Genomic DNA, 18,683 nt, shown 5'->3' on the forward strand with positions numbered 1-18,683 from the left:
TCACTCCTTGACGTCGAAGCTGCGGAAGATGAGCCGCAGCGCGGCGGAGGCGACGATGATCGTGGCGATGACGACGACGACGCCCATCGCGGCGGCCTGCCCGACGTCGAAGCCGAGGAAGGCGCGCTGATAGATGTAGAACGGCAGGTTGGCGCTGGCCGTCCCGGGGCCGCCGGCGGTCATGAGGTAGATCTGGTCGAACGTGTTGACCACGTAGATGATCCCGAGCAGCACGCCCAGCTCGATGTACCGGCGCAGCTGCGGCAGGGTGATCGAGGCGAAGGTGCGCCACCAGCCCGCGCCGTCCATCGCGGCGGCCTCCAGCACGTCCTTCGGCTGGGCCTGCAGCCCGGCGAGGACCAGCAGCATCATGAACGGCGTCCACTGCCACACCAGGGCCATGAGGATCGCGACGATCGGGTACGTCGAGGTCCAGTCGACCGGGTCGATGCCCACCAGCCCGAGCGTCCAGTTGAACAGCCCGTACGTGGGGTTGAGCATCGCCATCGACCACAGCACCGAGCTGGCCACCGGCATGATGAGGAACGGCGTGATGAGGAGCGTGCGGGCCACCCCGCGACCGCGGAACGGCCGGTCCAGCAGGATGGCGAGCACGATGCCCAGCACCATCGCGACCAGCACGCAGCCCAGCGTGATGATCACCGAGTTCAGCGCCGTCTGGCGGAACACCGAGTCCCGCGCGATGTCGACGTAGTTGGCGAGCCCGACGAAGAGGTCGGAGTCGGGGCGCAGCAGGTTCCGCGAGTGCAGCGAGTACCAGATCGTCACGAGGAACGGGATCTGCGTGACGACGATCGTGAAGACCAGCGCGGGCAGCAGCGGCCCGCGCCGGCGCCACCGCTCGGCGCGGGAGAACTGGTGCTTGTCCGCGCGGGCGGCGCGCTGGGCCTGCGCGCGCCGCAGGTTCCCGGCCTGCGTGGTGACGGCGGTCATCGCTCGTTCTCCTTGCGGTACGTCTCGGCGACGGTGTCGGCGTACTGCTGCGACTGCTTCAACGCGTCCGCCACGGACTTCTGGCCCGCGATGGCGGCCGACATCTGCTGCCCCACGCGGGTGCCGAGATCCTGGAACTCGGGGATGCCGACGAACTGGATGCCCGGGTACGGCACCGGCGCGACCATCGTCTTGTCCTGCGTGGCCTCGCTCATCGCGGTGAGGGTCGCGTCGGCGTACGCCTCGGAGACCTCCGCGTACTGCGGGATCTCGTACGTGGACAGCCGGCTGCCGGGTGGCACCCGCTCCCAGGAGAGCCTCTCGCCGACGAGCTTGATGTAGTCCTTGTCCGTCATCCACGAGACGAAGTCCCAGGCGGCGTCCTTGTGCTCGCTGGTGGACGGGATCGCCAGGGACCAGGAGTACAACCAGCCCGCCGCGTCGGTCTCGCTCACCGGCGCGGGCACGTAGCCCGTCTTGCCCGCCACGGTCGACGACGCCGGGTCCTCGATCGAGGACACCATCGACGTCGCGTCGTACCACATGGCCGCCTGGCCCTGCGCGAAGCGCGTGAGGCAGTCGCCGAAGCCGGAGGTCGCGGCGCCCGGCTGGCCGTACTGCTGCACCGTGTCGACGTAGGTCTCGACGGCCTCGCGCACCTCGGGCGAGTCGAGCCGGGCGTTCCAGTCCTCGTCGAACCACTGCCCGCCGTAGGTGTTCATCACCGTCGTCATCGGGGCCATGACCTCGCCCCACCCGGCCAGGCCGCGCAGGCAGATGCCCGCGAAGTCCTGCGACGGGTCGTTCAGCTCGGCGGCCAGCTCGCGGACGTCGTCCCAGGTGGGGCGGTCCGGCATGGTGAGGCCGGCCTGCTGGAAGAGGTCCTTGCGGTAGGCGAGGAACGAGGACTCTCCGTAGAACGGCACCGAGTAGAGGTCGCCGTCCACCGACAGCGCCTCGCGCACGCTGGGCACGAAGTCGTCGGGGTCGTAGCCCTCGGTCGTGTCGGCGTAGGGCTGCAGGTTCTCGATCCAGCCGTTCTCGGCCCACATCGGCGTCTCGTAGTTGGAGATCATCACGACGTCGAACTCGCCGCCGCCCGTGGCGACGGACGCGGTGATCTTGGCGCGGGCCTCGTTCTCCGGGAGGGACACGAAGCGCACGTCGATGCCGGGGTGCTCCTTGCGGAACTCGTCCTGCAGCGAGATCGCGTCCTGCATCTGCGGGTTCGAGACGATCGCGACGACGATCTGCTCGCCGTCTCCCCCGCCCACGGCGCCCGCGCCCGCGCAGGCGGCCAGGGAGAGCCCGAGGACGGCGGCGGCGCCTGCGGCGGCCAGCCTCCGGGTTCGTGGTCGGAACATCGCGGTCCTCACGTCGTCGGTTCGATCGCTGTCTCGACGAGCCCCACCGCGCACAGATGAGATGCGGCGCTGCGCTCATCTGTCTGGACAGTAGTGGGTGATGCTCAGCTGAGCAAGACCCGAGCGCTCAGAGTGGCGCGGCGACCGGACCAGCGAGGAGGATGACCCCGTGACCGACGCCGAGCACGCCCGCCTCCTCGTGGAGGTCAGCCGCGACTACTACCTCGACAACCGCTCCAAGGTGGACATCGCGTCCGCCCGCGGCATCTCCCGCTTCCAGGTGGCCCGGCTCCTCGCCGAGGCGCGCGAGAGTGGCGTCGTGCGGATCGAGATCTCGCCGCCCGCCCACCTCGACACCGACCGCGCCCGGCGGCTGGCCGACCGCCTCGGCGCGCGTGAGGTGGTGATCGCGGGCTCGGGCGGCTCCCCCGCCACGACCCGGGAGTCCGTGGCGCGCGCGCTCGCCGGCGTCGTGGCCGGTCACGTCCGCGAGGGCGCGACCCTGGGCGTCTCCTGGTCGCGCACGATCGAGCTCGCCGTCCGGCACCTCGAGCCGCTGCCGGCCTGCGACGTCGTCCAGCTCGTCGGGGCGCTGCCCGTGGACGGCTCGGGCGACTCCCTCGACATGATCCAGGCGTTCCGGCGGATGCCCGCGGTGCGGACCTGGCCGGTCTGGTCGCCCCTGCTCGTGGCCGACCCGGGCACGGCGGCCGGCATGCGTCGCCAGCCCGAGATCGCCGCCGCCCTCGACCGTGCCGACGGCCTCGACGTCGCCGTCGTCGCGATCGGCGCGTGGACGGCCACCGGGTCCACCGTGTTCCCGCGGGTCACGGGCGACGAGCGGCGCGCCGCCACCGCCGCCGGGACGGTCGCCGAGTGCTCCGGCCGGCTGTTCGACGCCGAGGGGCGCCGCGTCGTCACCCCGCTCGACGCCCGCGTGGTCGGCGTGACCTTCGACCAGCTGGTGCGCACCCCCGAGGTCGTCACCGCCGGCTACGGGCGCGAGGCCGCCCGGGGCCTGCGCGCCGCCGTCGCCGGCGGCATCGCCACGACCGTCGTCTGCGACGACGCCGCCGCGGGCGCGCTCGAGGAGCTGCTCGACGCCGCGAGCGCCTGACGTCCGATTGCGGGCATCCGCGGACGCATCGAGCCTGGTGGTGACCCTGGCGGAACCCGCCGCCGCGCCCGAGGAGGTCCCGTGACCGACACGCACGAGCCCCGCACCGAGCCGGCTCCCGACGACCCGCGCAAGCCCGACTCCCCGCCGGACCTCGAGAAGCCGTCCTGGAAGCTGGCCTTCAAGGGGACCGTGCGGGAGTTCATGGACGACGAGTGCACCGATCTGGCTGCGGGGCTGACGTACTACGCGGTGCTGGCTGCGGCCCCCGCCCTGCTGGCCCTGGTCTCGCTGCTCCGCTTCGTCGGCGACGCCGAGGCCGCGCTCGACTCGATCCTGACGACGCTGGGTGACTTCCTGCCCGACGAGACGCTCGCCATCGTGGAACCGCTGGTGGAGCGGCTGGTGGGATCGACCGGGGCCGGCCTCGCCCTCGTCGTCGGTCTCGTCATCGCCCTCTGGTCGGCGTCCGGGTACGTGACGGCGTTCGGGCGGGCGATGAACCGGGTGTACGAGGTCGAGGAGGGGCGCCCGATCTGGAAGCTCCGCCCGCTGCTGCTGCTGGTGACCCTCGTCGTCGTGGTGCTCGCCGCGGTGATCGTGGCGAGCCTCGTGCTCTCCGGCCCGGTCGCGAGGTCCGTCGGCGCCGCGATCGGCCTGGGGGACGTCGCGCTCACGGTGTGGAACATCGCCAAGTGGCCCGTGGCGGTCCTGCTGGTCGTGGTCGTCGTCGCGCTCCTGTACCACCTGACACCGAACGTGAAGCAGCCGAAGTTCCGCTGGATCAGCGTCGGCGCCCTGGTCGCGATCGTGGCGTGGGCGATCGCCTCGGCAGCGTTCGGCTTCTACGTGGCGAACTTCGGCAGCTACGGGTCGTACGGGATGCTCGGCACCGTCATCGTGTTCCTCCTGTGGCTGTGGATCACCAACCTGGCGCTCCTCTTCGGTGCAGAGCTGGACGCGGAGCTGGAGCGCAGCCGGCAGCTGCAGGGCGGGATCGCGGCGGAGGAGACCCTCCAGCTTCCGCCACGCGACACCAGGGCCAGCGACAAGAAGGCCGGCAAGCGACGCGACGCTGTCGCGGAGGCCCGCAAGATCCGGGAGGCCGCGGCCCACGACCGCACGACAGGCTGACGGCCGCCGCCGCGCTCAGCCCGCGACGAGGCGCTCCACCGTCGCGCGGGCCCCGAGCGTGTGCAGCGAGTCCAGCGCGGCGGTGTACGCCTCGACGAAGCGCGGTTCGGCCGCCAGGTCGCCGAACAGCTCCTCGTCGCGCACGAAGGCGAGCGGGTCCTCGCGGTTGCGCGCCGCGGCGGCCTTGAGCCGGTCGGCGAGGCGGTCGACGATCGCGATGGGCTCGCCCTGCTCGTCCACGGCCTCGTCGTACCGCGCCCAGGCGGCGACGACGGCCGCGGACCGGTGCACCTCGCCGCCGGAGGCGAGGTTCGCCCGGATCACCGGGACGAGCCACGTGGGGATGCGGTCGGAGGACTCGGCGCACAGCCGGGCGAGCGTGTCGCGCACGTGCGGGTTGGCGAACCGCTCGATCAGCGTGGCCTCGTACTCCTCGAGGTCCACGCCCGGCACGGGCAGCAGCGTCGGGGCTCCCTCGCGGGCCATGTAGTCGCGCAGGAACCGCACGAACGTCGCGTCGGCGCAGACCTCGTGCGCGTACCGGTACCCGGCCAGGTAGCCGAGGTAGCACAGGGCCTGGTGGCTGGCGTTGAGCAGCCGCAGCTTCATCAGCTCGTACGGCTCCACGTCCTCGACGAGCTGCGCGCCCACCTTCTCCCACGACGGCCGCCCGTCCGCGAACCGGTCCTCGACCACCCACTGCGTGAACGGCTCCGCCACGACCGGCCACGCGTCGTCGACCCCGAACCGTTCGGCCACCATGGCGCGGTCGTCGTCCGTGGTGACGGGGGTGATGCGGTCGACCATCGAGTTGGGGAACGGGACGTGCTCCTCGATCCACGCCGCGAGCCCCGGGTCCTTGAGCCGGGCGAACGCGGCGAACATCCGGTGCGCGACGTCGCCGTTGCCCTGGATGTTGTCGCAGCTCTGCACCGTGAACGGCGGGACCCCGCGGTCGCGACGACGGCGCAGCGCCTCCGTGACCAGCCCGAACGTGGTGGCCGGCACGGCGCCGGGCTCGAGGTCGGCGCGCACGGCCGGGTCGTCGGCGTCGAACTCCCCCGTGACGGGGTTGACGTTGTAGCCGCCCTCGGTGACGGTCAGCGAGACGATGCGGATCTCGGGCGACGCCATGCGCTCGACGACCGCCTCGGGGTCGTCCGGGGCCAGCAGGAACTCGACGATCGAGCCGACGACGCGGCCCTCGAGCGTGCCGTCCGGGTGCTTGAGCACCAGCGTGTACAGCCCGTCCTGCGCGGTGAGGGCGTCGCGCATGCGGGCGTCGTGGGGCAGCACCCCGACGCCGCAGATCGCCCAGTCGAGCGCCTCGCCGGCGTTCATCAGCCGGTCCAGGTACATCGCCTGGTGCGCGCGGTGGAACCCGCCCACGCCGAGGTGCACGATGCCGGCGCGCAGGCGGCTGCGGTCGTACTGCGGGACGGCCAGGTCGTCGCTCGCGAGCGACTCCACGGTCTCGGCGCTGAGTGCGGTCATGGTGCGTCCTTGCTCCGTCGGGTACAGGGAAGAACCAACGTAGCAAACGAGCGGCATCGACGTCACAGATGAGCACGATCAGGTCGTCGCCGCGACCCCGGCATCCCCGCCCGCGCGTCCACCATCCGCGCCCCGGTGAGCGCGCAGGCCAGCCCCCGCCGGTCGCCGGTCGCGACGACGCCGACCAGCGCGGCGAGCGCCACCACGTTCTGCAGCGCGCCGGCCCACGCGTTCGACGCGTCGCCCGGCGGCACCGCCTCCACGATCCCCAGCGCCCCGTACAGGCCGAGCAGCAGGTACCCGCGGGCGAGACGGCGCGCGAGCGACCCGCGTCGCAGCGCCCCCGCGCCGTCGGGCCAGCGCGGCTCCAGCCACACCGCCCGCTGCCCCAGCGACGCGCCCGAGCCGACCCACGGCGGCACGAGGAAGACCGCGACCGCGGGCACCACCGTGCCGAGCAGCACGTCGGGCCACGTCGTGGCCGTGGGCACGTCCCGGCCGGCGACCAGCATCCCCACCCGGTAGGCGAGCTGGAGCGCCGACCCGAGCACGAAGGCGGCGAGCAGGTCGGTGACCATGCCCAGGAGGCGGCGCCAGAACGTCACCGGCCGCGGCTCCAGACGCGCGGCGGCGAGCTCGCGCGACTGCGGCATCCAGCGCAGCACCACCGGTGCGACGAGCGCGCCGAGGAGGCCGCCGAGCGTGTTGGTGAGGACGTCGTCGACGTCGGCCACGCGATACGAGCACGGGATCAGCCCGAGGATGCCGGTGTACTGCACGGTCTCGATCGCGACCGACGCGACGAGCGCGCTGAGGGTGGACGCGGCCACGCCCCACCCGAGGTACCGCCGCGCCAGCACACCCCACGGCACGAAGAGCAGCACGTTGAACGCCACCTGCAGGACGGCGGCGCTGCGCAGCGTGGCCAGCAGCCCGAGGCCCGCCGTGTCCCGGCGGATGTCGTCCAGGGAGTGCAGGGGCACCAGCTCCGCGCCGGACACCCCGTGCGCGGCGCACCACGCGGCCAGGTCCCCCGACGGCAGCGGCAGCAGCGTGTACGCGAGCAGCGTCACCACGTAGACCGCGAGCGCCGCCGCGCCGAGCACCCGCCGGGCGTCGAGCCGCCCGTACCGGCGCTGCTGCACCAGGAGCACGGGGATCAGCACCCCGAGGAAGACCAGCACCCCGAAGCCGACGCCCACCGCGGCCGGCCATGTCCATCGATCGATCACGCCGCCGACGGTATGCGGCTACGGCTGGGTCAGCGCGCTCAGGTCGCCGATCGTGCCGTCGAACACGTTCATGTCGATGTGATCCTCCTCGCCCGCGTAGCCGGGGAGGGTGTCGCGGTCGGAGTACTGCCAGAACTCCCAGTCGCGGCGCGGCAGGTCGGGGGTGGAGGCGACCGACCGGATCCACAGCGGGTACCGGTCGTAGTCGTCGCCCAGGTAGTCCGCCCGGATCTGCTGCGTCGTGTAGAGGATCGGCGGCACGCCGTAGTGCTCCTCGAGCGCGTCCAGCATCGGGTCGAGGACGCCGCGCAGCTCGTCGACGGTCGGCGGGTCGGCGGCGAACTCGCCGTAGTACTCGACGTCGACGACGGGCGGCAGGGTGCCTCTCTCGGCGGGCACGACGTCGATCATGTGCGCCGCCTGGTCCGCGCCGGGGCTCTCGAAGCTGAGGAAGTGGTACGCGCCGACGAGCAGGTCGGTGGCGCGCGCGCCCTCCCAGCTCGCCGCGAACCGCTCGTCCACGTGCGAGGAGCCCTCGGTGGCCTTGACGAACGCGAAGTCCAGGTCCTGCGCCGCCAGGACCGGCCAGTCGATCTCGCCCTGGTAGGCGGACACGTCGACGCCGCGCACGGCGTACTTGTCGGCGGCCAGGCGGTTGGGCCAGAGCACCCCGTTCCACACGAGCAGCGCCAGCACGCCCAGCAGCACGACGACGGCCCCGGCGGTGATCCCGAGGACCCGCCAGGGCCGTCGTCGGGGTCTGGTGTCGCTCACCCCGCGATCTTGCCGCAGCGGTGACGCCCGGGGCTAGCCGCCCCGACCGTCACCGCCGCCGTCACTTGATCCCCGTCGTGGCGATGCCGCGCACCAGGAATCGCTGGCCGAAGAGGAACACGAAGAACACGGGCAGCAGCGACACGATGGACATCGCGAACATCGCTCCCCAGTTGCTCTCCCCCTGCGAGTCGACGAACAGTCGCAGCGCCACCGGCACGGTCATCATGTCCGTGTCGGTGAGGTAGATGAGGGCGCTGAAGAACTGGTTCCAGGTCCCGATGAACGTGAAGATCGCGGTCGTCGCGAGGGCCGGCGTCATCAGCGGCAGGATGATGCGCAGGAAGATGCGGGCGTGCCCGGCGCCGTCGATGCGGGCCGCCTCGTCCAGCTCCTTGGGCAGCCCGCGGATGAACTGGACCATGAGGAAGATGAAGAACGAGTCGGTGGCGAGCATGTTCGGCCCGACCAGCGGCCAGAAGGTGTTCACCATGCCGAGCTGGGAGAACAGCACGTACTGCGGCACCAGCGTGACGTGCCCGGGGAGCATGATCGTGATGAGCATGATCGCGAAGAGCAGCGTCTTGGCAGTGAAGCGCATCCGCGCGAACGCGTAGGCCGCCATCGAGCAGGAGACGAGCGTGCCGAGCACGGACCCCAGCACCACGACCGCCGAGTTGAGCATGTAGCGGCCGAAGGGGTGGCTCAGCGCGTTCCACCCGTCCGGGTAGTGCGACAGGTCGACGTCGCTGAGCCACAGGCCGGGCTGGCTGAAGATGAGGTCGTCGGGCCGCAGGGACGAGACCACCATCCACAGGAGCGGGTAGATCATCACGGCGCCCGTGACGATCAGCACGAGGTGCTTGAGGAGGCTCCGCACGGGGTGGGAGGAGCGCCGACGTCGCGGGGCGACCGGCGCGGGCTCCTGGGCGGCCGGTGCGGCCGCGACGTCCCTCTGGATGGTGTCAGTCATCGTAGTGGACCCAATACTTCGAGGCGATGAAGTTGACGGCGGTGAGGGCGCCCACGATGAGGACGAGCAACCACGCCATCGCGGAGGCGTAGCCCATCTCGAAGTCCTTGAACCCCGTGTTGTAGAGGTACATCGTGTAGAAGAGCGTCGAGTCGGACGGGCCGCCGATCCCGCCCGAGATGATGAACGCCTGCGTGAACGACTGGAACGCCCCGATCGTCTGCAGCACGATGTTGAAGAAGATGATCGGGGTGAGCATCGGCATCGTGATGCGCCAGAACTGCTCGGCCTTGGTGGCCCCGTCGACGGCGGCCGCCTCGTAGTACATCGTCGGGATCTGGCGGAGCCCGGCGAGGAAGATGATCATCGGCGACCCGAACGTCCACACGTGCAGCAGGATGATCGTGCCGAGCGCGGTGTCCGGGCTGGAGATCCAGCCCATCCCCTCGATGCCGAACAGCCCGAGCACCTGGTTGACCAGGCCCGTGGTGCCGAAGATCTGGCGCCACAGGATGGCGATGGCCACCGAGCCGCCCAGCAGCGACGGCAGGTAGAACACCGAGCGGTAGAACGACAGCCCGCGCATCCCCCGGTTGAGCGCCACGGCGATGAAGAGGGCGACGGCGAGCTGGAGCGGGACACCCACGACGACGTACGTGAGGGTCACCTTGAGCGACTGGTGCAGGCGCTCGTCGCTCAGCATCCGGAGGTAGTTCTCCACCCCGACCCAGTTCGGGTCCTCGAGCAGGTTGTAGTCCGTGAAGGACAGGTAGAACGACGCGACCATCGGGCCCGCGGTGATGACCACGAGGCCCAGGAGCCACGGGAGCAGGAAGACCAGGGCCGCCTTGTTGTCCCGGCGCGCCGCCTTCCGCTCGCGCGGGTCCACCGGGCGACCGCCCCGCCTCAGCTTCGAGAGCTCGGTGATCGCGCTCATCCGGGAGCGCCCATCGGCGCTATGGAACGATTCATCGCGTGGACCTCCTCGACCACGGAGCGCTGCGCTCCAGCGCGCAACTTTTGGGGTAACCGTTGACCACAGTATCGAAATCTTCGTAGTGTGGGAAGCGCCTTCCCGCTCGCTGACGCCGACCGTCGCGAGCCTTCCAGGGGATGGGCTGCTCGTACAGGGAGGTACGACCCCATGCAGAGACTCAACTTCAGGACGACCGTCGCGACGGCCGGCGCCGGCCTCGTCGTGCTGACGACGGCGGCCGGCTGCGCCGTCGACCAGCCGGGGACCGACGCCGCCCCCTACGACCCCGACGAGAAGGTGACGATCACCTTCGCGTGGTGGGGCGGGGAGGAGCGCAACCAGATCACGAAGGAGGCGATCAAGGGGTTCGAGGAGGAGCACCCGAACATCACCGTCGAGACCCAGAGCAGCGACTTCGGCAGCTACTGGGACATGCTCGCGACGCAGGTCGCGGGCGGTGACGCCCCCGACCTGATCACGATGGGTGGCTCCTACCCGAGCGAGTACGCCGGGCGCGGCGCGCTGCTGGACCTCGGCACCGTGTCCGACTACCTCGACACCTCCAAGGTGCCGGCCGACACGCTCGAGATCGGTCAGATCGAGGGCAAGCAGTACACGGTCCCGTCCGGCGTCAACGCGCTGGCGGCCTTCCTCAACCCGGCCGTCTTCGAGGCGGCGGGCGTCGACCTCCCCGACACCTCGACCTGGACCTGGGAGGACTTCGCCGCGCTCACGCAGGAGCTCTCCGACAAGAGCCCGAAGGGCACCTACGGCACCGTGCCGTTCGCCAACTCCTCGCTGCTGGACGCCTGGGCGCACCAGCACGGCGAGGCCATCTTCGCCGAGGACGGCACCGTGGGCGTGAGCCCCGAGACTGTGTCCGCCTGGTTCCAGCTCTGGCTCGACGCCCAGAAGAACGGCGCCACCCCCGAGGCCAGCATCTTCGTGGAGGACTCGACGGCCGTGCCCGAGCAGTCGCTGTTCGGCACCGGCAAGCAGGGGATCGCGTTCGCGTGGAGCAACTTCAAGGCCGACGCGCTCGGCGACTCCGTCGTCGAGGCGAACCTTCCCGGTGAGGCCGAGGCGCGCGGCAACCGCGTCGGCTCCACGATGGAGTACGCCATCACCTCGAAGACCGAGCACCCCGAGGCCGCGGCGATGCTGCTCGACTACCTCATCAACGACCCGCGGGTGGTCGACGCGGTCGGCACCGACCGCGGCGTCCCGGCGAACGAGGAGGTGCGCGACCACCTGCGCGGGAGCCTCACCACGGTGCAGCAGAAGGAGGTCGACCTCATCGACGAGATCACCGCCTCCGACGCCGGCGCCCGCATGCCCGCCCCCGAAGGCGCCAGCAGCACCGGAGACATCTTCACGCGGCTGATGCAGGACGTCCTCTTCGAGCGGACGACGCCGGACGACGCGGCCGAGCAGTTCATCTCCGAGGTCGAAAGCTCGCTGAAGTGACCGCCCCCGGCGTCGCCCTCGTCGGCGGCCACGGCTACGCGTCCCGCCACCTGGACCACCTGCGGAGCGCCGAGCGCTCGGGGCGGGCCCGGCTGCTCGGCGTCGCGGACCCTCGCCCGCCCGAGGGCGACGCCGGCGGCGTGCCCTGGTTCGACTCGCTCGACGCCCTGCTGGACGCCGGCGTCGAGCCCGACGTGGTGGTGGTCTCGACCCCGCCGCACACCCACGCCGCCCTCGCCCTGCGGGCGATCGCGGCCGGCGCGGACGTCTACGTGGAAAAGCCTCCGGTGGCTTCCTGGGCGCAGTACGTGGAGCTCGAGCGGGCGGCTCGCGACGCCGGGCGTGCGGTCCAGGTCGGGTTCCAGAGCCTCGGGGCGGAGGCGCTGGGGATCATCGACGACAGCCTCCGCGCCGGCGAGATCGGCGACGTGCTGGCCGTGGGCGTCGTCGGCACCTGGTCGCGCACCGTCGGCTACTACGACCGCTCCCCGTGGGCGGGCCGGCGCGTGCTCGACGGCGTCGACGTGGTGGACGGCGTGGTCACCAACCCGCTCGCCCACGCCGTCGTCACGGCGCTGCGCCTCGCGGGCGCCCGGCGCGCGGACGACGTGCTCCACGTCGACGCCGACCTCTACCACGCGCACGCGATCGACGCCGACGACACGTCGGTCGTCCGCGTCCGCACGGCGAGCGGCGTCGCCGTGACCCTGGGCCTGACGCTGTGCGCGCAGGAGCAGACCGCGCCGGTGGTCCGCGTGCGCGGCACCCGCGGCACGATCGAGCTGAGCTACACCACCGACGAGCTCACCATCGACGGCACGGGCGGGCGGCGCACGCTCACCACCGGCCGCGCGCACCTGCTCGACGACCTGCTGGACCACCGCCTGCAGAAGCACCGCGCGACCGGCACGGAGCTCCTCAGCCCGCTGGCCGACTCGGGCGCGTTCATGCGCGTGCTCGAGGCCGTGCGCGTGGCCGACCCGCCACGGCAGATCCCCGCGGAGGCGGTGACCTGGACCGGCGCGGGTCGCGACCGCCGGCCCGTCGTGCACGACGTCGAGGCGATCCTCGCGCGGGCCGTCACCGCGCAGGCGACGCTCGCCGAGCTGGGCGTGCCGTGGGCGCGGAGGCTCCCCGCGTCCGACGTGCTCGACGTCGGCGGGGTGCCCGTGGCCGAGCTCCGCGACGGCTCCGACGTGGCGGCGACGCTCTCCCCGCGTCCCTACCTGCACCCGGTCACCACCCTCGACGGCGTCGTCGTGACCGACCACCTGCCCGCCGACCACGCCTGGCACCTCGGCGCCGGCGTGGCGATCCAGGACGTGGACGGCACCAACCTCTGGGGCGGCCGCACGTTCACGGCCGAGGACCGCGAGTACGTCTGGCGACCCGACCACGGGCGCGTGCGCGTCGACCGGCACGCGCGGGAGGCCGGCGTCGTCGACCAGGAGCTCACCTGGTGCGACCCGACGGGCGATCCCCTGCTGACGGAGCACCGCCGGTGGGAGGCGACGCCCTCCCCCGACGGCTGGTGGCTGGACCTGCGGACCGAGCTCCGCAGCGCCACCGGAGCCCCCGTATCCCTGGGCGGCCCGGGCAGCAACGGCCGCGCCGGCGGCGGCTACGGTGGCTTCTTCTGGCGCATCGCCCCGTGCTCGGACGTCCGCGTACGCACGGCCGACGCCCACGGCGAGCCGGCCGTGCACGGCACCGCGTCCTCCTGGCTCGCCTGGACCGCCGAGTTCGCCGCGGGGCCCGCCACGCTCGTCTTCGTCGCCCCGCACGACGACGACGCCGACCCGTGGTTCGTCCGCTCCGCCGGCTATCCCGGCGTCGGGCTCGCGCTCGCGTGGGACCGCCGCACCACCGCGCCCGTGGACCGGCCGCTGCGCCGCCGTGTCCGCGTGCTGGTCGCCGACGGCGTCCTCGACGACGAGCACGTCGCGCGGCTCGCCGGCGACGCCCTGGAGCGCGACCTCGCGCCCGCACCGCTCGCCGCCCGACCCGCCTGAAGGGGCCCCACCGTGCACCCCCAGCCCATCGACCGGCGCACGCTCGTGCGCCGCCACCACGTCGTGCAGACCGCCCTGGACCCGCGCAGCCCGGTGTCCGTGGGGAACGGCGAGCTCGGCTTCACCGTCGACCTCACGGGCCTGCAGTCGATGCCCGCCGAGTACCCCGTGCACAAGCGGGGCCACGAGCCGGACCGGGACGCCCCCGGGACGCTGCTGGGCACGCAGTCGCAGTGGGCCTGGCACACGATCCCGGGCGAGCGCGAGTACGCGCTCGAGGAGACCACGCGGTACCACGCGGTGGACGGCCGCCACGTGCCGTACCTCGAGGAGAGCCGCCGAGGCACGCCGGGATACGACGCCAACCGGTGGTTCCGGGCCAACCCGCACCGCCTCGACCTCGGCCGCATCGGCTTCGTCGCGGTGCCCGACGGCGACGACGGCGCCGATGACCAGCGGCTCGTCGCGCTGCGTCCGGACGACCTCGCCGACACCCGCCAGGTGCTCGACCTCTGGTCGGGGACGGTGGACAGTGCCTTCTCCCACCGCGGCGTGCCGGTGCGGGTGCGGACCGCCGTCCACCCGACGCGAGACCGGGTCGGCGTCACCGTCGCGTCCGCCCTGTCCGCCGGGCTCGCGATCGCCGTCGACTTCCCGTACGGCTCGTCGGACTGGCACAACGCCGCGGACTGGGACTCCCCCGACGCCCACTCGACGAGCGTCCGGGCCGTGCCCGGCGGCTGGCTCGTGGAGCGGGCGCTCGACGACTCGACGTACCGGGTGCACGTCGTCGCGACCGGTGCGGAGTTGGCGCACGTCGCGCCGCACCGCGTGGTGCTGCGGCCCACGGCGGACGACGTGGACGTCGCCGTCGAGCTCACCACCGACGGCCAGGGCGACATGGTGCTGCTGCCCTCCCGGGCCGGGAACGCGGACACCGCGGCGACCGCGGGCGACGCCCGGGAGGTGCTCCGGGCGGCGGCACAGCACTGGCAGCGGTTCTGGGAGTCCGGCGCGGCCCTGCAGCTCGCGGGGACCGACGACCCGCGCGCCCTCGAGCTCGAACGGCGCGTCGTGCTGTCGCAGTACGTCACGGCCGTGAACTGCGCGGGCTCCCTCCCGCCGCAGGAGACCGGGCTGGTGTGCAGCTCGTGGCGCGGCAAGTTCCACCTCGAGATGCACTGGTGGCACGCCGCGCACTTCCCGATGTGGGGGCGCCCGGAGCTGCTGCGGCCGAGCCTGGGGTGGTACCGGCAGGCGCTGCCGCTGGCCCGGGAGACCGCGCGTGCCCAGGGCTATGCCGGGGCGCGCTGGCCCAAGCAGCTCGGGTCCGTGCTGCGGGAGACGCCCAGCTCGATCGGCGTCCACCTCGTGTGGCAGCAGCCCCACGTCGTCTACCTCTCGGAGCTGGTCCACCGGGTCACCGGCGACGACGCGTTCCTGCGGGAGCAGGCCGAGGTCGTCTTCGCGACGGCGGAGTTCATGGCCGACTTCGCCCAGGAGGGGCCGGACGGGTACACGCTGGGCCCGCCGCTCGTGCCCGCGCAGGAGAGCTACGCGGGCGTCCGGGACCGCATGTCCAACCCGCCGTTCGAGCTGGCGTACTGGCGCTGGGCGCTGCGCACCGCGAACGCGTGGCGCGAGCGGCTGGGCCTGCCGCGCGAGGAGCGGTGGGCCGAGGTCGCCGAGGGCATGGTGGTGCCGCACGTGCGCGACGGCGTCTACACCGGCGTCGACGTCGAGCCCTACACGATCCGGGCCGACCACCCCTCGATGCTCGGCGCGCTGGGCATCGTCCCGGACGTCGAGCTCGTCGACCCCGACATCATGCGCGCCACGTACCTGGACGTGCTGCGCGACTGGGACTGGGGCTCCACCTGGGGCTGGGACTACCCCATGATGGCGATGACCGCGACGCGCCTCGGCGAGCCCGGGTGGGCGGTCGACGCACTCATGGACGCGGCGGGCAAGAACGTCGTGCTGCCGAACGGCCACAACCACCAGACGGACTCGCTGCCGCTGTACCTGCCGGGCAACGGCGGCCTGCTCGCCGCCGTCGCGCTCATGGCGCGCACCCACCTCGACGGCGGGGCGGGGTTTCCCTCCGGCTGGGACGTCCAGCTGGAGGGCTTCCCCGCCACGGTCTGACGCCGGCCGGTCCCGTCACGTCACGGCGCCCCCGGCAGGGTGCGGACCTCCAGCGGCGCGGAGGGTTCCGATGCGCCCGCCGCGTTCACCGCCACCACCCGGTAGGTGTACGCGGTCCCGGGCTCGGCGGTCCGGTCGTAGGTGGTGTGCACCTTCGCCGTACCGACCTCCTGCGGCTCGCCGCCGGCCTCCGACCGCAGCACGCGGTACTCGGTGGCGCCGCCGGCGGACGTCCAGACCAGCCCGGTGAACGTGGCGCCCTGGAGCCCGACCCGCAGGTCGGTGGGCGGCGCGGGCACCGGCAGCGCGACGGTGACGGCCTCGCTGCGGTCCGACTCCCCGAGCTCGTTCACCGCCGTGACGGCGTAGTCGTAGGAGGCCACGGAGGCACTGATCGTGTCGTCCTCGTACCCCGGCTCCGTGGTGGTGCCGACCAGGGCGAGCTCGCCCCCGCCGTCCCGCCGGTACACGCGGTACGTCTCGGCGCCCGGTTCAGCCTCCCACCCCAGCCTGACCGCCGTGGCTGACTCCTCCAGGACCCGGACCTGCCCCGGCGCCCCGACCGGGTCGAGCGGTCCGCCCGTCGTGGCGGCGACCGGGGCAGAGCGCTGCGACTCCCCGCCCGGCGAGTACGTCGTCACGGCGTAGCGGTAGGACGACGACGGCTCCGCGGTGTCGTCGGTGAACCCCGGGTCGGGCACGTACGCGAGCAGCTCGAACGCGCCGCCGTCCGCGGGTGCGCGGTAGACGCCGTACGCGGTGGCGCCGTCGACGGCGGACCACCCGAGGTCGACGGAGTAGCTCCGTGCGGCGGCGACGTCCACGTCGTCGGGCGCGGGCGCCGTCGTCGACCCCGACGTCACCAGCGCGCTCACCTGGGCCGACGCGTCGGAGGCGCCGCCCGGACCGACCGCCGTCACCTGGTACCGGTAGGGCACGCCTGCCTCGACGTCGGCGTCGCGGAACGAGGTGCCCGCGGTGGTACCGACGATCCGCATCCCCGGCTCGGACGGCGACTCCCGGGCTACGAGGTAGGCCGTCGCGCCGGCCGAACCCGTCCACGAGAGCGCGACCCCGGACTCGCCCGAGGCCTCCGCGCGGAGGTCGCCCGGAGGGGCGGCCACCGGCTCGTTCCCACCCGGCACCGGGTCCACGGCGACGAAGTAGTTGAGCACCGTGCCGCCCGCATTGGCCCCGGTCACGACGTGCGACCCGGCGGGGAAGCGCGCCTTGAAGAGGTTCCACGACCCGCCGTGGTCGTCGGCGACGGTGAGGCCCGTGGCCTCGTAGCCGTCGGTCAGCCAGGCCGGGCGCGGCGAGACGCGGGTGTCGTGCGCGACCCAGACGTCCGCGTCCACGGGCAGGTAGAAGGAGAGCAGGTCGTCGTTCGTGGCGGCGCGAGACTCGACGGCCGACCGGACCCACTCGAGCCCCTGGATCTCCGCGGGCACCGACGTGAACCGGTAGGCCTTGCTGCCGGTCATCCGGTCCCCGGCGACGAAGTCGCCCACCTGCAGGTCCTGCTGGATCGACCAGAGCGCGGCGTTGGCGGCCCCGTCGGCGCTCGAGTCCGTGACGACGGCGCTGCGGATCGCGTCGCCCTCCAGCGGCGCCGTCGGGGCGACCTCCGGGGCCTCGGGCACCGGCGGCTCGAAGACGTCGCCGGACCACTCCACCGGCGTCATCGGGTACCCCTTCGGGAAGCCGGGCGCCGCGAGCTCGTTCAGGTACTCCTCCAGGTTCGTGTACCGGTCGCCGTCGTCGTCGCCGTTGCGGTCCTCCGGATCCGTCGGGTCGAGGCCCCGCGCGAGCTCCCAGTCGTCGGCCATGCCGTCCCGGTCGGCGTCGGTCGCCGGGGTGCCCTCGTCGAGGTCGGGGTAGCCGCCGACGTCGGCCTCGTCGCCGATGATCGCGCCGGTCTGGTGGCGCACCTCGTCGACGACGCGCGCGTCCACCGCGTCGCGCACCACCGAGGCGCCGGCGTGGTCGAGCGTCAGGTCGAGCGCGCGGCGGGGGCTCTGGGTGTGCACCGGCGGGTAGGCGAAGCGCTCGTCCACACGGACCGCCGGGCGAGCGGCCTCGATCATCCCCGCGCCCGTGTCCCGGCCGTTCAGCACGCCGTCGCGGTCGCTGTCGATCCGGTTGTCGTCGAGGAACACCTGGTAGTTCTCGTTGCCCCGCACGACCGCCTCGCCGGGGTTCGCGGAGTTCACGCCGGCCACGAAGTAGTTGCCCACCACGTTGCCGTACCCCTTGGTGCCGGACTCGCCGCCGGCCACGTAGGGGAAGTCGCCCCAGTTGTAGACGACGTTGTTCACGAAGTCCATGACGCCCTTGGTCTTCGGGTTCCGGTCGTTGTTGTGGGCGTAGAGGTTGTGGTGCATCGAGATGGTGTTCATCTCGACGAGCCCGCCCATGGAGTGGGTCAGCCGGCCCTCGGACATGATCGACCACTGCACCGTGATGTTCTTCGACCGCGGGTCGTCGTAGTCCTTGCTCTTGATGGACAGCACCTCGTCCCCCGCCCAGGAGAACGACGAGTGGTCCACGATGACGTCCTGCGAGTCCTCGATGTACATGGCGTCGTCCGTGGACGCCGAGCCGAGGCGAAAGCGCATGTTCCGGATGACGATGTCGCTGCTGTCGACGAAGCGCACCGTGTTGCCGCGGATCGTCACGCCGTCCCCGGGCGCCGTCTGGCCGGCGATCGTGATGCCGTGCTTGTCGCGCACGACGATCTGCGGGATCGTCACGTTCCCGGCCACCTCGAAGACGATCGTCCGCGGGGTGTCGCCGGCCGTGGTCAGCGCGTCGTGGAAGGTACCGGGCCCCGTGAGCTCCTTGCTCGTGACGTGGTAGACCTCGCCGCCACGTCCTCCCGTCGCGGCGTACCCGAAGCCCTCCGCCCCGGGGAACGCCGGCAGGGCGTCGTCGCCCGCCGAGGCCGGTGCCGCGGGGACCGCGACGGCCAGCGCGGCCGCCACTCCGGCGGCGGCTGCCACCGCGGATCGTGCTGCTGACCGTCGTGCCCTCATCCG

The 18,683-nt window shown here is 72.5% G+C and carries 13 protein-coding genes; 5 read left to right on the forward strand and 8 right to left on the reverse strand.

Going from position 1 to position 18,683, the window contains the following annotated elements; translation table 11 throughout:
• Complete coding sequence (locus ACQP60_RS08470; RefSeq protein ID WP_429730667.1) at positions 1-954, reverse strand: carbohydrate ABC transporter permease; 954 nt, start codon at positions 952-954, stop codon at positions 1-3.
• Positions 951-2,318 (reverse strand): ABC transporter substrate-binding protein, encoded by a 1,368-nt coding sequence (locus ACQP60_RS08475; RefSeq protein ID WP_429730670.1) that lies wholly within the window; start codon positions 2,316-2,318, stop codon positions 951-953. Before ACQP60_RS08475 ends, ACQP60_RS08470 begins: the two co-directional genes overlap by 4 nt.
• A gap of 169 nt (positions 2,319-2,487) precedes the next feature.
• On the opposite strand from ACQP60_RS08475, the gene ACQP60_RS08480 reads away from it, so the two are divergent.
• Together ACQP60_RS08480 and ACQP60_RS08485 are read left to right on the forward strand one after the other, a co-directional pair.
• Positions 2,488-3,435, forward strand: coding sequence for a sugar-binding transcriptional regulator (locus ACQP60_RS08480; protein ID WP_429730674.1), 948 nt, complete (start codon positions 2,488-2,490; stop codon positions 3,433-3,435).
• An 81-nt stretch (positions 3,436-3,516) separates the two neighbouring features.
• Positions 3,517-4,569, forward strand: a complete 1,053-nt coding sequence (locus tag ACQP60_RS08485) for a YihY/virulence factor BrkB family protein (protein ID WP_429730676.1) — start codon at positions 3,517-3,519, stop codon at positions 4,567-4,569.
• 15 nt (positions 4,570-4,584) lie between these two features.
• Here the strand turns inward: ACQP60_RS08485 and ACQP60_RS08490 are convergent, their stop codons facing one another.
• The 5 genes from ACQP60_RS08490 to ACQP60_RS08510 all read right to left on the reverse strand — a co-directional run bounded on the left by ACQP60_RS08490 (position 4,585) and on the right by ACQP60_RS08510 (position 9,979).
• Positions 4,585-6,063, reverse strand: coding sequence for a mannitol dehydrogenase family protein (locus ACQP60_RS08490; RefSeq protein WP_429730679.1), 1,479 nt, complete (start codon positions 6,061-6,063; stop codon positions 4,585-4,587).
• A gap of 62 nt (positions 6,064-6,125) precedes the next feature.
• The gene (locus tag ACQP60_RS08495; RefSeq protein ID WP_429730681.1) at positions 6,126-7,295 is read right to left on the reverse strand and encodes a VanZ family protein; all 1,170 of its coding nucleotides are present in this window, start codon (positions 7,293-7,295) and stop codon (positions 6,126-6,128) included.
• Positions 7,296-7,313: 18 nt separating this feature from the next.
• Positions 7,314-8,069 (reverse strand): GH25 family lysozyme, encoded by a 756-nt coding sequence (locus ACQP60_RS08500; RefSeq protein WP_429730685.1) that lies wholly within the window; start codon positions 8,067-8,069, stop codon positions 7,314-7,316.
• 61 nt (positions 8,070-8,130) lie between these two features.
• Entirely contained in the window at positions 8,131-9,042 is a 912-nt protein-coding gene (locus tag ACQP60_RS08505; RefSeq protein ID WP_429730688.1) for a carbohydrate ABC transporter permease, read from the reverse strand.
• The gene (locus ACQP60_RS08510) at positions 9,035-9,979 is read right to left on the reverse strand and encodes a carbohydrate ABC transporter permease (RefSeq protein WP_429730690.1); all 945 of its coding nucleotides are present in this window, start codon (positions 9,977-9,979) and stop codon (positions 9,035-9,037) included. Before ACQP60_RS08510 ends, ACQP60_RS08505 begins: the two co-directional genes overlap by 8 nt.
• Before the next feature lie 207 nt (positions 9,980-10,186).
• On the opposite strand from ACQP60_RS08510, the gene ACQP60_RS08515 reads away from it, so the two are divergent.
• From ACQP60_RS08515 to ACQP60_RS08525, 3 genes are read left to right on the forward strand one after another with little or no spacing between them, the layout of a single operon-like run.
• A complete protein-coding gene (locus ACQP60_RS08515) occupies positions 10,187-11,485 on the forward strand; it encodes an ABC transporter substrate-binding protein (protein ID WP_429730693.1) in 1,299 nt (432 codons plus the stop codon).
• Positions 11,482-13,497, forward strand: coding sequence for a DUF6807 family protein (locus ACQP60_RS08520; RefSeq protein WP_429730696.1), 2,016 nt, complete (start codon positions 11,482-11,484; stop codon positions 13,495-13,497). Before ACQP60_RS08515 ends, ACQP60_RS08520 begins: the two co-directional genes overlap by 4 nt.
• A 12-nt stretch (positions 13,498-13,509) precedes the next feature.
• Positions 13,510-15,645 (forward strand): hypothetical protein, encoded by a 2,136-nt coding sequence (locus ACQP60_RS08525; protein ID WP_429730699.1) that lies wholly within the window; start codon positions 13,510-13,512, stop codon positions 15,643-15,645.
• Positions 15,646-15,665: 20 nt separating this feature from the next.
• Here the strand turns inward: ACQP60_RS08525 and ACQP60_RS08530 are convergent, their stop codons facing one another.
• On the reverse strand, positions 15,666-18,647 hold the full coding sequence (locus ACQP60_RS08530; RefSeq protein ID WP_429730701.1) for a fibronectin type III domain-containing protein: 2,982 nt from the start codon (positions 18,645-18,647) through the stop codon (positions 15,666-15,668).
• Positions 18,648-18,683: the final 36 nt, after the last annotated feature.

Origin of the sequence: Isoptericola variabilis (genome assembly GCF_050311655.1) — a bacterium.
In the GTDB taxonomy this organism is placed as follows: domain Bacteria; phylum Actinomycetota; class Actinomycetes; order Actinomycetales; family Cellulomonadaceae; genus Isoptericola; species Isoptericola variabilis.